14 protein-coding genes are annotated in these 12,555 nt (G+C 41.8%); 9 read left to right on the forward strand and 5 right to left on the reverse strand.

Annotated elements, in window-relative coordinates; genetic code table 11:
- The first annotated feature begins 301 nt into the window (after positions 1 to 301).
- Positions 302 to 694, forward strand: coding sequence for a TRAG family protein (locus tag HCR03_RS17910; protein WP_228725013.1), 393 nt, complete (start codon positions 302 to 304; stop codon positions 692 to 694).
- Here the strand turns inward: HCR03_RS17910 and HCR03_RS17915 are convergent.
- The gene (locus HCR03_RS17915; protein WP_187035729.1) at positions 691 to 972 is read right to left on the reverse strand and encodes a GIY-YIG nuclease family protein; all 282 of its coding nucleotides are present in this window, start codon (positions 970 to 972) and stop codon (positions 691 to 693) included. The two genes, HCR03_RS17910 and HCR03_RS17915, sit on opposite strands and share 4 nt — an antisense overlap.
- A gap of 452 nt (positions 973 to 1,424) precedes the next feature.
- Positions 1,425 to 2,363 (reverse strand): hypothetical protein, encoded by a 939-nt coding sequence (locus HCR03_RS17920; RefSeq protein ID WP_187035730.1) that lies wholly within the window; start codon positions 2,361 to 2,363, stop codon positions 1,425 to 1,427.
- Between the two features lie 116 nt (positions 2,364 to 2,479).
- Between HCR03_RS17920 and HCR03_RS17925 the strand changes: the two genes are divergently transcribed.
- Together HCR03_RS17925 and HCR03_RS17930 are read left to right on the forward strand one after the other, a co-directional pair.
- Complete coding sequence (locus HCR03_RS17925; protein ID WP_187035732.1) at positions 2,480 to 3,319, forward strand: site-specific integrase; 840 nt, start codon at positions 2,480 to 2,482, stop codon at positions 3,317 to 3,319.
- 35 nt (positions 3,320 to 3,354) lie between these two features.
- Positions 3,355 to 3,624 (forward strand): hypothetical protein, encoded by a 270-nt coding sequence (locus HCR03_RS17930; protein WP_187035734.1) that lies wholly within the window; start codon positions 3,355 to 3,357, stop codon positions 3,622 to 3,624.
- A gap of 87 nt (positions 3,625 to 3,711) precedes the next feature.
- Here HCR03_RS17930 and HCR03_RS20765 read toward each other — a convergent pair whose 3' ends face one another.
- Complete coding sequence (locus tag HCR03_RS20765; RefSeq protein WP_456236872.1) at positions 3,712 to 3,912, reverse strand: transposon-encoded TnpW family protein; 201 nt, start codon at positions 3,910 to 3,912, stop codon at positions 3,712 to 3,714.
- 202 nt (positions 3,913 to 4,114) lie between these two features.
- Between HCR03_RS20765 and HCR03_RS17940 the strand changes: the two genes are divergently transcribed.
- Positions 4,115 to 5,023 carry a D-alanine--D-alanine ligase family protein gene (locus HCR03_RS17940; protein WP_187035736.1) on the forward strand — a complete coding sequence of 303 codons (909 nt, stop codon included), beginning with the start codon at positions 4,115 to 4,117 and terminating at the stop codon, positions 5,021 to 5,023.
- 11 nt (positions 5,024 to 5,034) lie between these two features.
- Here HCR03_RS17940 and HCR03_RS17945 read toward each other — a convergent pair whose 3' ends face one another.
- A complete protein-coding gene (locus HCR03_RS17945) occupies positions 5,035 to 7,536 on the reverse strand; it encodes a D-alanine--D-alanine ligase family protein (RefSeq protein WP_187035738.1) in 2,502 nt (833 codons plus the stop codon).
- Between the two features lie 46 nt (positions 7,537 to 7,582).
- Positions 7,583 to 8,566, reverse strand: a complete 984-nt coding sequence (locus HCR03_RS17950) for a tyrosine-type recombinase/integrase (RefSeq protein WP_187035740.1) — start codon at positions 8,564 to 8,566, stop codon at positions 7,583 to 7,585.
- Positions 8,567 to 8,807: 241 nt separating this feature from the next.
- Here HCR03_RS17950 and HCR03_RS17955 point away from each other — a divergent pair, with 241 nt between their 5' ends.
- The 5 genes from HCR03_RS17955 to HCR03_RS19925 all read left to right on the forward strand — a co-directional run bounded on the left by HCR03_RS17955 (position 8,808) and on the right by HCR03_RS19925 (position 12,468).
- Complete coding sequence (locus tag HCR03_RS17955; RefSeq protein ID WP_187035742.1) at positions 8,808 to 9,359, forward strand: hypothetical protein; 552 nt, start codon at positions 8,808 to 8,810, stop codon at positions 9,357 to 9,359.
- Between the two features lie 195 nt (positions 9,360 to 9,554).
- Positions 9,555 to 9,923, forward strand: coding sequence for a TnpV protein (locus HCR03_RS17960; RefSeq protein ID WP_156990077.1), 369 nt, complete (start codon positions 9,555 to 9,557; stop codon positions 9,921 to 9,923).
- Positions 9,924 to 10,328: 405 nt separating this feature from the next.
- Positions 10,329 to 11,381: a hypothetical protein gene (locus HCR03_RS17965; protein ID WP_187035744.1), complete on the forward strand. Its 1,053-nt coding sequence runs from the start codon at positions 10,329 to 10,331 to the stop codon at positions 11,379 to 11,381.
- A gap of 449 nt (positions 11,382 to 11,830) precedes the next feature.
- Positions 11,831 to 12,148, forward strand: coding sequence for a DUF3991 domain-containing protein (locus HCR03_RS19920; protein WP_267459196.1), 318 nt, complete (start codon positions 11,831 to 11,833; stop codon positions 12,146 to 12,148).
- A gap of 176 nt (positions 12,149 to 12,324) precedes the next feature.
- A complete protein-coding gene (locus tag HCR03_RS19925; RefSeq protein WP_228725015.1) occupies positions 12,325 to 12,468 on the forward strand; it encodes a hypothetical protein in 144 nt (47 codons plus the stop codon).
- Positions 12,469 to 12,555 lie beyond the last annotated feature (87 nt).

The raw sequence follows: 12,555 nt of genomic DNA on the forward strand, positions 1-12,555 counted from the left end.
TTTCCCTCTTGGTGTCAAACTATTGTTTCAATATGATATCAAGACAATTTTGTAAATTATTCGATGGATCAGATTGCAATGGTTTTCATTAAATACAATTTGCTTTCAGACATGCCAAACGATTATGGGAAAGATTGTGCTGAATGGTATAAAATTTTTAATCAATATAATAAATAAATCATGATATGACTTCTTTAGCACAAAACAGAACTCCACAAATTGATCTGCTTCCTGATTTTCTTTGTGGGGGGTATTTTCAATCTCTTTTTCTCCGCGACACTTCATGGACTGCTGACGAAAAATGACACGACTGGCAATCCTGCCGTTTGGCAACTGCATCGTTGGACTTTTTACCAGTCGTCAGCATTTGATGCTTTTTCTGTGTTTGCAGGAATTTATTCTGATTTTGGTACTCTTATTTTATCTTACAAATTTACGGCCTTATCAGTCAAATTTGGACACGATTACGCCGGATATCAAAACTCCGAAGGCGGTCGGGCAGTTCCAGCACGGCTCGGAGCGGTGGCTGACGGATAAGGAAAAGGACAAAGCCTTCGGCAGCTTTGTCCTTGACCCCGACAACCCGCAGATTAAAAAGCTGATTCGGACGGGATATGATAATCTGGAATTTTTGAAGGATAAAAGTGCAAAAAGCGAATCTGAGGATTCAGCCATCAGCAAAGAGCAGTCTTAGTCCAATTGCATTTTCGCTTTACCCTCTATCAACGCAATCTTTTCGGAATGGGACAACTTTTTTAAAGATACTTCCCGTTTGAGAGCTTCACTTTTTGTGGAAAATTTTTCCTGATAAACCAACGTAACCGGCAGGCGGGAGCGGGTATATTTCGCACCTTTCCCGCGATTATGTACGGCAGCGCGGCGGGGCGGATCCGTTGTATAGCCACTGTAGATCGTGCCGTCCGAACAGCGCAGCATATATGCGTAATATTTACTTGCTTTAACGCTTTTCATTTTGAATTTACGGTCCTCCGGACAAAACGTACTGTTGATATTTGCCGTCCGCCATTTTCAGATAAATGATGGGTGGCACTAATTCGTTTTTGGGCTCCGTGGCATATAATTTTTTATCTGTTTGGTTATCCGGAGCGCTAATCGAATATTTTCTTATCAATGGAACCCGATTAGGAATACTCAATGGATTCCATGCTCCGAAGGCGTATCGGTTTCTGACCAGAATGCCATAACAAGGATGAGAGCTAATAAAAAATCGGCAGAAACAGTTTTTTTAGATTTTTTTCATGATCCACCTCTTTATAGATTTCAATCAGTACAAATCTTCCACCGCGTAAATATAATTTTCAGATGAGTCTTAGATCAAGTAGATCGTATTAAGACTGTCTTTCTTATAAGAATAATATTTGTATTGTGTTTTGAAACCAGGCATGTCCTCTCCCACCTGGTTATTACGTAGTGACAATCAGACTTTCCAGTTCCACTTCCAATTTTCCAATACTGGAGTTTGTCTGGGATTCCATTGATTCAAGGCAATGTACGGCGTCATGAACCTGGCTTTGCACATGTGAAACGCTTTCCTGTGACTGGTTGATTTTCGATTGCATGAACCAGTCCGCAATCAGTCCGTCAAAGAAAAAATCTGCGAATTTAGCAAAGCCGTCCGTTTCAATGCGAATGTCGGAATTGATCCGGACATCGGCTAACTCAGCGTGAAATTGCCGCAGAAGCCGCTGCGCATTTTCAGTTTCCGTTTTGGCATCGTCAATATGCGAGTGCTTTGCAAGGTCCGAAATAAGCCCTCCGCCAAGGAGATCCCAAGTTCCCCACCCTTCGGCGCTGGAGAGACTGTTTTGAACCCGGTTAAGACTATCCAATGCATCACGACCGGCGGATATGGCTTCTTTGATTTCTTTCAGGTTTATTTTTTCACTGTCTATTTGGTTTGTCAGTTCCAGAATCCTCTGGGCGGCTTTACCGCCGTTTTTCATGATCTGTTCTTTCTTTTCGACATAAAGAGCGTCGAAATCGTGCTGGCAATTTATATAATTCTGCCGTTCCGCGGAGAGCTTCGAAATCTGACATTTGATATCTTCCAAATCTCTGACGGCCTGATCGTATTTTAATCTTGCAGAGAGAGCTTCTTTCCGTTCTTTTTCAACACGTTCTTCCAGCTTTCCAAACAGGGAATAAAAAATGGATGTAATACTTTTATCCTCAATTTTAGCAACATCATAGTTTTCTTTTCCCAAAACGGCTTTGAGCTCAGCAACTTTGTGGTTTATCTGAGATTGTTGTTTTTGCAGATTCTGAAGCATAGCATCAATCTTACGCAACCGTGCAATCCCTTGTTGGGCCAGCCGTATTTTATCGTTTATCACGGAATCCACTTTTTACACCTACTTCGTATCGTTCTTACCCAAACGGGTTCGGGCCAATATTAAAGCGATAAATCTATTTCATTTTATCATAAACTTCTATCTTGCTCAATGATAATTAGGTTGAAATGGAAAAACAGCCGTTCGAAGGAAACATCTACAACGAAGAAGAATTGGAAAAGCTGTTCCAGGTTGTCAAGGGAACGCTGATTGAACTGGCGGTTCTTCTGGGTGCGTTCTATGGACTGCGAAGAAGCGAGATTGTTGGGCTGAAATGGGATTCCGTTGATTTTGTCCAGAAAACATTTACGATTCGGCATACCGTTACGGAAGTCAGCATCGACGGCAAATTTCTGACGATTGCGCGCGACCGCACCAAAACGAAATCCAGTTGCAGAACATTGCCGCTTGTTGCTCCATTTGAAAAGGTACTGCAAGAGTTGAGGCAGAAGCAGGAAAGAAATCAAAAATTATGCGGCAGCTCCTACTGTAAAAAATATCTTGATTACATTTATGTGAACGAGATTGGAGAGCAGATCAAGCCGGCGTATATTACGGATCATTTCCCTCGCGTGCTGGAGCAAAATCACATGCGCAGAATTCGTTTTCACGATCTCCGCCACAGCTGCGCGAGTTTGCTGTACGCTCATGGAGTGAGCCTCAAGGAAATACAGGAGTGGCTGGGGCATAGCAATATCGGCACAACCGCCAATATCGATACCTATTTAAGTTTCGATTCGAAGGTTTCCTCCGCCAACGCAATCCTGAATGTTTTTCCCGGTGCTCCATCCCTTACACATCCCTTACAAAAAAAGGCGGTAAATTCCACGGATTCCGTAAATTCAGCGAAGCGCAAAAAAGCAAAAAAAAGTCTCCAAACCCGCATGAATACTGGGCTTGGAGAAGTTCCGTTCTGGTGCCGCCAGCCGGACTTGAACCGGCAAGGAATCACTTCCGAAGGATTTTAAGTCGATTCATCCATTAAAGACTGAACGGGGTCTTGATGATTTCTGAAATTAAATATACGCAAGCGCTTGCTGATGATAAGTACACCTCTTTCTATGATAATCAAGCATATAAAAAATTAGCTGAGTATATTGCTCCAGGAAGTCCGGGCAGCGGATTTTCCATTTCAACAGTAAGGGGCAATATGCTTATACATGGCGAATTTGATAAAATCGTATTAGAGAAGGGATTCGTCCGCCTAACACAGATGGGTTTTAACTTTACAAAAGTATGTATGATTGAGTCCGAATTAATATCTGACCGATAGATTTATTCCACAAATCATCTTTTGTTCGTAGAACAAAAATAAGTCCGGGAATCCGTTTTCAGATTCCCGGACTGTTAATGTTACGGGCTATATCCGCTGTATCTCATTACGGAGCATCTGCTTGATTTTATCGTTCATGGTTTCACTGCTGGTGGTACTAAAATGAATCGTCACTCTGTACGTGGTTTTGACGCGATGATGAGCAGTATGTGATTTAGTTTGACATTGAGTTTCTAAAATTTTTGCAAAATCAGGAATATATTGGTGAAATACGTACAGGGGCGTGATATACTATAAAAGAATGAAGGATAATATGTAATTATCCATCGTTCATTGAAGGAGGAAATAGAGATGCGCAACCATCAAATAATCGAAAACATTCTTTCCCAGTATAATATTGATAATATTGACTTTGACGTATATGTTATTGCAGATGCGCAAGTACAAACAATAAAGGAAAGCGATAATCGTATTTGTCACGCTGATGAAAGTGAACTTCTTTTCGCGTACCGAGTTTGCAGAAATTGCATCCGCGCTCTTCAACGTATTTGGATTTGTTCGAGTATTTTATTCTGAGATTTCCTTTATTGAGTATATTTTACGAAACCATATTGATCCTAACGGTTGTATTGTATATAATTTGGCCCGCGATGGTAAGATGCCAGGAAAGAAATCGCTGATTCCATCTTTCTGTGACCTTTATCATATAAAATATACTGGTAGTGACGCATTCGTTATATCTCTGCTAAGGAATAAGCCAGACTTTTCTGACATCCTTTCAGTCCACGACATCAATGTCCCTATTTCAGTTGTGTTTAATCCCAAACAAGAAAACCTTTCTGAGCTAAATACGGCCCTTGAAGGACATGAAATACTCATTAAAAATGTTTGTGAATCAGCAAGTATCGGACTAACGCGCGAATGTAAAATGTTATTTTCTTCAGATGCATATCCAAAATTGCGCCAAGTAGCTACCAGTGTAAATCCCAAACAGGTTTTGGTCCAGGAATTTATTGATGGAATGGAGTGTGAGGTGCTTGTACTGCAATATCACAAAGATTATTATGCCATGACGCCAGTTGTCATTACATTTCCAAAAGACAGAACCTTTATGGATACACAGATATCCAATGGATATCAATATGGTTTTCAATTGCTACAGACCCCTGTAGCCAGTAGCATTTGTGCGACCGCAGAACATGCTGCCTCCATATTGAATATTAAAGATTACGCCCGGTTCGATTTTAGGGTTCGGGATAACATTCCTTACCTATTTGATATTGCTGGCACTCCATATACCATTCATCATAGCTCAGTAGCTTATCTCTTCAATGAGTATGGGTTACAATACGAAGATATCTATAAGACGATTGTATCTTGTATGTTCTCTAATTATTAAAATTAAAAGATTTACTGATACGAAGTGTATTGCAGATCAGAAAGCATCAATCCTCTGAAAAAGAATTTGGATAGCACCGTTTCTCGTCGATCCGTTTGAACCAAATGAATACAAAAATCATAGGCGCTTAGCACTTCTTTTGAAAGTATGAGTCTTTTAAGAGCAGCATTCTTCTTTTCCCAGAAAATTTCCTGCTTTTTAAATAGTGCTGGTATAAAGCCATCTATTTTATGAAATAGCTTTTCTGCTAGTTCCCATTTCTTGTCTCGCAAAGCTCGGTAAGCTTCAAACCACACGAAATAGTATCGGTAAAAATCATCTATATTTTCATCACTAACATCGGATACATCTGTGCATTGCATTAAATTTTCAATTTTATCTTTGTAATTGCTGTAACTTGCATCGTCGTCGCAATATAAGCACAGGGAGCATAGATTTGTTAAAATGACAAATTCGGTTGCACAAGGAGTACCCTGTAATTCTTGTGCAAGAAGTAGACGAGTGTTTTTCGCTTTAGTTGCACATTCCTGCTGATTACTTGAATTTTGTTCAAATTCTAGAAATTGAGCGATCAACAAGTTGTTGTTAATTTTAGCAGGCTGCGGAAGCATTATACCTTCTCTATCTGCAATTTCAGCAGCAGAGTTACAACAAATCTGTGCTTCTTGATATTTTTGAATAACGATGTCGGTACCCGCCTGGCAAACGAGGGTTATACAATATTCGTCCCAAATTTGACATTCAGAAAAGTACTTTTTTGCCCTCTCATAGTAAATTTCACATTGAGTAGGATTGGCAAAAAGGAATGCTTTTCGATTGAAAATATTTTGAATATACTGTGCAAGACCTTTTTCCCCTTTTGCTCTGGATTCTATAGAAAGCTGTTGGCTGAGTGTGTATAACAGGTTAAACTCATCAATGTCATTTCTTACATCTAAGATGTAAGGTGCAATTTCATAAACGATCGTAAGACGAATAATAGTTTCATCTGCTGGTTTTAGTTGAATCGGATTGATAAAATTTGAAAGCATAAGCTTATTCTTTGCATACTGTAAACATTCATTTAAAAGCATTTTTTGATATTTATCGTTTGTTTGAGTCATAGTATAGAAAAAATGGAAACAGGCTCTGGCCAATTCAGCTTTCAATGGCAATTCAAAGTCAAATTGCTTTAGCTTGCAATATATAGAATATGTATTGTCTCCCGTGGTAGGGGATTGCGAGAGCATGTCATAGAAATTTCGAATCTCCATAAATTCATTCAGTTGCTGTGTAACTGCATATTGTTTAATCAAATCATCAATCCGATTAAGTAAATCATAATCTAATAATCGTTGGGAAAAAATGTAGGCTAGACATAATAAAGTAAAGGCTTGTGATGTAAGCTTTCCCGCAAAAAGCGTTAGATAATACCCGCGAAAGTAATAATTATCTTGCTCTGTCTCTGTATAATATCGATAATAATATAATAAACGCTCTTTTCGTTCACTGATTTCTTCTTTTCTTAAAATAGACTGAATTTCAGGGCAGTGAAATTCATAAAAGCAATTTTGATCCTTATCTATAAAAATCTCATGTTTTGCAATATCAAATAGGTAAGGAATGTTATCCCGAACCCTAAAATCGAACCGGGCGTAATCTTTAATATTCAATATGGAGGCAGCATGTTCTGCGGTCGCACAAATGCTACTGGCTACAGGGGTCTGTAGCAATTGAAAACCATATTGATATCCATTGGATATCTGTGTATCCATAAAGGTTCTGTCTTTTGGAAATGTAATGACAACTGGCGTCATGGCATAATAATCTTTGTGATATTGCAGTACAAGCACCTCACACTCCATTCCATCAATAAATTCCTGGACCAAAACCTGTTTGGGATTTACACTGGTAGCTACTTGGCGCAATTTTGGATATGCATCTGAAGAAAATAACATTTTACATTCGCGCGTTAGTCCGATACTTGCTGATTCACAAACATTTTTAATGAGTATTTCATGTCCTTCAAGGGCCGTATTTAGCTCAGAAAGGTTTTCTTGTTTGGGATTAAACACAACTGAAATAGGGACATTGATGTCGTGGACTGAAAGGATGTCAGAAAAGTCTGGCTTATTCCTTAGCAGAGATATAACGAATGCGTCACTACCAGTATATTTTATATGATAAAGGTCACAGAAAGATGGAATCAGCGATTTCTTTCCTGGCATCTTACCATCGCGGGCCAAATTATATACAATACAACCGTTAGGATCAATATGGTTTCGTAAAATATACTCAATAAAGGAAATCTCAGAATAAAATACTCGAACAAATCCAAATACGTTGAAGAGCGCGGATGCAATTTCTGCAAACTCGGTACGCGAAAAGAATTCACTTTCATCAGCGTGACAAATACGATTATCGCTTTCCTTTATTGTTTGTACTTGCGCATCTGCAATAACATATACGTCAAAGTCAATATTATCAATATTATACTGGGAAAGAATGTTTTCGATTATTTGATGGTTGCGCATCTCTATTTCCTCCTTCAATGAACGAAGGATAATTACATATTATCCTTCATTCATTTGAACTGTTTTGGACAACAAAAAAGCTCCCGTGCAAACGGGAGCTGAAATTGAAAATCATAAGGTAATTCGGTTTCTTGGGTGTTTTTTTTCTCATAATGTTCTTTTGTTTACTTAATGATACATGTGTATAGATTTGTGTTGTTGTAATAGAACTGTGACCTAAAATACTTTGTATATAGCGTATGTCAACATCATCTTCCAACATCAGAGTGGCAAAAGAATGCCGAAGCATGTGTGGTGTGACGCGCTGTGTTATTTTGGCTAGTTCAGCATCTGATTTAATCATACCACGGACAGACTGTTCACTAAGTCTGCCACCCAGTCTATTTACAAAGAACCATCCAGACTCTGAGATCTTTTGAGAATAAGCTTTCTGATATGTACGCAGCGCTGTGAGAGTATCAGGATTGCTAATAAAGATAATTCTTTCCCGTGAACCCTTTCCCTGTACCTTAACAAATCCGTTTTTGAGGTCAATTTCCGAAGGCCTTATAGAACACAGCTCCGAAACGCGCAAGCCAGTTGCAAATAGAAGTTCTAAAACCGCTATATTTCTCAAACTGACGTAATACTGACATTGTGTCTGTTGCTGTTTTGCTGATTGATATGCTGCTCTCAAGAGTTTTTGAATAGTGGATAATGGCAAGGCTTTTGGAAGTACAAGTGGCTCGCGAAAATCCAAATGAATTTTGCTAATTGGATTGGATGTAATTTGCTCATCAAAGTAGAGGTAATTAATGAAGGCTCGGATACAGGCAATTTTCCTTTTTACGCTTTTTGGCTTGTATTTTACATGCAGCCTTTGAATATATTTACAAATGCAATCTTTTGAAAGTGGCTCTGGTTCGTCCACAAAAGAATTTTCAAACTGCGAGAGGTCAATCCGGTAAGCTTTCAATGTTTTGTCATTCAGCATTTTTTGATACTGGCAATAGGTTAAGTAATTACTAATTTGTGAGTGTAACTGGTTCATGATGTTCCTCCTGCTTTTTAAATTGAATTCATTATGAACTGTTTTTCAAGGTCTGTCGAATATATCATGGATCATTCCAATACCTCTGCGAGCTTTTATCCAACACATACAATAGTGAGATAATTTCATAACCAAAAGAGCTAATGCCTTATAGAATATGAAGGCATTGGCTCTTTTTTGTATTTCCTTCATGAAGATGTATAACGGAATCCAATATCGAAAATGAAACGGAGGCGATACGTTGAGAAAGGACGAAAAACTTCGGACAATCTATGAAACGATTGCCCCCTACATTACCCGAACCGGAAACAACTGGCGCGATTACCTGACGTTTGGAGCACGGTTTTTCAAGCATTCCTTTGATAATATGCTGCTGATCTACGCGCAGAATCCCGACGTAACGATGCTTGCCACCACCAAACAGTGGAATCAGGCGGGTCGATATGTGAACTCAGGGGCGAAGGGCATCGCCGTCTGCGAATACGAAAATGCCAGACTGACGATCAAATACCTTTTCGATATTTCACAGACCAACGGGCGGGCAATCAAACCGACCGACTGGCAGTTGACAGAGAACACAAAAAGTGAAATCTCAAAGCGGCTGGCTTTTTCCCATGGTTTTGAAGACGGCGGGTTTCCTGACCTGCTTCACCATCTTGCCGCTGAAGCGGTTTCTGACCACTATGAAGCCTATTTGCAAGATTTGAGTGTCGACATCGACGGCAATCTGTTTTCCGAACTTCCCGAAGGCGGATTTGAAGCGCAGTTCGTGGATCTTCTGACGACAGCGTAACATATTTTATGGGAAAACGATGCGGGCTTCCCGATGAAGAGATTCCTTTGGGAAACGGCATGGATACAATCCATCATTTCAATACTCTTCCGCTTGTCGGGCAGCTTGGAAACGCCGTTACCTCAATTTCAAAAAATGCCCTTTTGGAAATAGAACGTACCATAAAAATTGTCAACAAGGAAAGGACTGAAAATCATGGAAAAGCCATTGGTGGAACTGAATTACACAGAGAAGGACGGCATGATGCTACCGAACATCCAAGTATCCAACAATCAGGAGAACGACCGGCCGTTGGGGCGGTACGGCAGGCTGGCGCTGGAATATCTCAGGGAGAGCCATCCGCAGCGGTATATGACTTTGAAAATGGATGGCACTCTGATGGAGAAAATGCACCAAGTCAACGAGGAAGCTCTGAAACAGATCGAGGCTCTCACGCAGCAGATGCTTCAAAAGAAGCCGATGCCGGATACCGAGGACACGCTGGAGAGGACGAAACATCTCAACAGCCTGCGGCGGTCAGCGGAGGAAATCGTTCTACGCGACTTGGTGCTGAAACCGAGGTAAGCCCGTCGCCAACCGAACAGAATACGGAAAAGGAGTCATCGCAGGATGGCTCCTTTTTTGTGTCTTTTTCCCTTACGGATGAACAGGTAAGACGGAATTGCGAATCCATCCTCACCAGCACAGGGTTGTACCCGACTGAACTGTACCGCACCGTCCGCATCCTATATGAACAAGATGGTTTATCTCCGGAACAGAAAGCAACTTCTCTCGGCAAGATTTACAGTACCTACGGTGACAGGAAATATCAGGATGACATACTATACGGGTATGGCAATGTGGCCCAGCCGATAGTTCCGCAGCCGCCCGAATAACCCGCCATGTTGGCGGCTTCACGCAGAATGCCAAAGTAAGCCAAGATAACATCCTCCGGAGTCTGAAAATGATCCAGACTCAACGGGGATAAGTATGATTAAGAAATTTGAAAATGTGGACGTGATTGACACGCTGCGAAAAATCATGCTCCACAACACGCGATACTATCAGACGGATTTTGAATACGACATACGCACACTGGCCGACGCCGCCGAGTCCAATTCATGGACCCGGCCTTTTTTATGGATGAGCCGCGAAAGCGGAACGTGGTACTTTCCCGAACGGGACGTTTATATCAAAAGCACGCATCCGTACAATTCATGGCAGTCGTACCGGAACGATCAGGGCGTAAAAGCCTACTGGGTCATATTTGACAAACAGTCCGAAGATCATAAGGTAACGGGCACGATTTGTGAACTCGATTATCCCAAACACGCGGATCAGGTCCAAAAGAGTGCGGTTCAGCCGAACCGTGTGGAGCTTGTATTCAAGCGTCCCGCTGCGGTGCGGGTTTATGATTTTGAAGACTACGATAAGAACTGGTATGCCATTCACAGGGAAAACGGTGATATCTACAATAGGAGCTTTCTGGTGGAAAACGAAGCTGCCCTGCAAAACCAGATTGCCGACATTCGGAACGCCTGCTTCCAAGAAGCGGAACCGGTTGGCGTGGACGAGTATGTTTCCGAAATGGTGCGGCAGCATTTTTGCAGCCGCGGTTATACAGTCGGCGATATGACATATGTAATCCCCGATGATGTTTTCGAAGCCGTTCGGCGGGGAATTCCAGCCTACGCACTGTACCCCGACAACCGAAAAGAATTAATCCCGTCCGTAAAGGAAGCGGATCGCCTGAATATGCACGAAACATTGTTTGGCATCCGCCTGGAAGATAAAAAGCTGCTGGATTACTTGGTGAAACGCCCGTCCATGAAAGGGAAACTATTTTCTGGAGAAGAGCTTTTGCTGCTTGACTCCATTTTACTTCATACCGGAAAAACGGACGCTTTGAATGAACGTGGCAGAGAAACGCTTGACCGGATGATTCAAAAGCTGGATTTGGTAGTGTCTCCGACAGGCAACGAGGCAAATGAGATGGAACGGTCCTTGAATCACGAAGCGGAGTCGGATGAGCTGGAACGGTGAGGTGATTGTCGATGCGCTACGCTGATACATCTTACCGCCATTTCACGATGAAGAGATTGACAATGCCAATCACACCGATATTCTTTTCCTGGCTGAAAAATACGGCTATGAACCGGAAAAAGCAGGCCGGAAAGTTGTACACATGAAGCATAGCGGGGGGCTGTACTTGTTTCCGGAGAGCAATCGCTTTTTCCAATGGACCGGCCCTGACGGTGGAATCAAAGGCGGTGCCATCGATTTTGTTATGAGGGAGGAAAAAGTCTCCTTCGGAGAAGCAGTCGGGAAGCTGCTCGGAAAGGAGTACGCCACCTGCACCTGTGAGAGAAAGCCCTATCAGAAATGTCCGAGAAAACCGCTTGTGCTGCCGGATAAAGCGAAAAAATTTCAGGTTTGCCTATTGGTATCTTACGTCTGTTCGCGGCATCGATCCGGAGATCGTTCGGTTCTTTATGGGTCAAAAGATGATCTATCAGGAGGAGAAACACAGCAACTGCGTTTTTGTGGGATACGATTCGGACGGAACGGCGAAATATTGCGCCATGCGGGCAGCAAGTGAAAAAAGCAGCTTTAAAATGGATGCCGAAAATTCCGACAAAAGCTATCCCTTCTTCCATGAGGGAAAAAGCGATTTGCTGATCGTCAGCGAAAGCCCGATTGATCTTATGAGCCACGCAACGCTGGCAAAGGTGTACTACAGTCTCGACTGGACCGGGATCACCGTGTTTCCCTCGGCTGCCTGTGGGATGGTGCGCTGGAACGGTATCTGAAAAATCATCCTCAGATTAAGCGTCTTGTGTTCGCGGTGGACAACGATTACCTTTCCCGAAACAAGAACGGCGTCCTAACAAATTGGGGCCAGCGAACCGCCGCCAAGTGGTGTAAAAAGTACAGCGCGAAAGGTTATGAGTGTGCGGTTCACCGGCCTCATCTAAAGGATTTCAATTTGGACCTGACCGAAATGAGGAAAGGCCGGACACCGAATGATCTGGATCGCCAGCGCGAGTCAGAACTGCAAGCCGAGTTTGAAAGGGACGCGGCGGAAGACCCGGCTGAGGAACAAGATAGTGAAGATGAATTATCGCTATGAACGCTAAAAAAACAGATCTTTTGTCCCCTGAATAGCATTGAATTCGCAGAATAATTTCAGTATAATAATATAATCAGAATGAAAAAG

Origin of the sequence: Caproicibacter fermentans, assembly GCF_014303955.1 — a bacterium.
Lineage (GTDB): Bacteria > Bacillota > Clostridia > Oscillospirales > Acutalibacteraceae > Caproicibacter > Caproicibacter fermentans.

What these genes read in the sequence shown, in the direction of transcription:
- HCR03_RS17930 (WP_187035734.1), top strand. Translation starts at nt 3,355, where the DNA reads ATGATTTCTGAAATTAAATATACGCAAGCGCTTGCTGATGATAAGTAC.
- HCR03_RS17915 (WP_187035729.1), bottom strand. Translation starts at nt 972, where the DNA reads ATGAAAAGCGTTAAAGCAAGTAAATATTACGCATATATGCTGCGCTGT.
- HCR03_RS19920 (WP_267459196.1), top strand. Translation starts at nt 11,831, where the DNA reads ATGGGTCAAAAGATGATCTATCAGGAGGAGAAACACAGCAACTGCGTT.
- HCR03_RS17965 (WP_187035744.1), top strand. Translation starts at nt 10,329, where the DNA reads ATGATTAAGAAATTTGAAAATGTGGACGTGATTGACACGCTGCGAAAA.
- HCR03_RS17960 (WP_156990077.1), top strand. Translation starts at nt 9,555, where the DNA reads ATGGAAAAGCCATTGGTGGAACTGAATTACACAGAGAAGGACGGCATG.
- HCR03_RS17925 (WP_187035732.1), top strand. Translation starts at nt 2,480, where the DNA reads ATGGAAAAACAGCCGTTCGAAGGAAACATCTACAACGAAGAAGAATTG.
- HCR03_RS17950 (WP_187035740.1), bottom strand. Translation starts at nt 8,566, where the DNA reads ATGAACCAGTTACACTCACAAATTAGTAATTACTTAACCTATTGCCAG.
- HCR03_RS17945 (WP_187035738.1), bottom strand. Translation starts at nt 7,536, where the DNA reads ATGCGCAACCATCAAATAATCGAAAACATTCTTTCCCAGTATAATATT.
- HCR03_RS17910 (WP_228725013.1), top strand. Translation starts at nt 302, where the DNA reads ATGACACGACTGGCAATCCTGCCGTTTGGCAACTGCATCGTTGGACTT.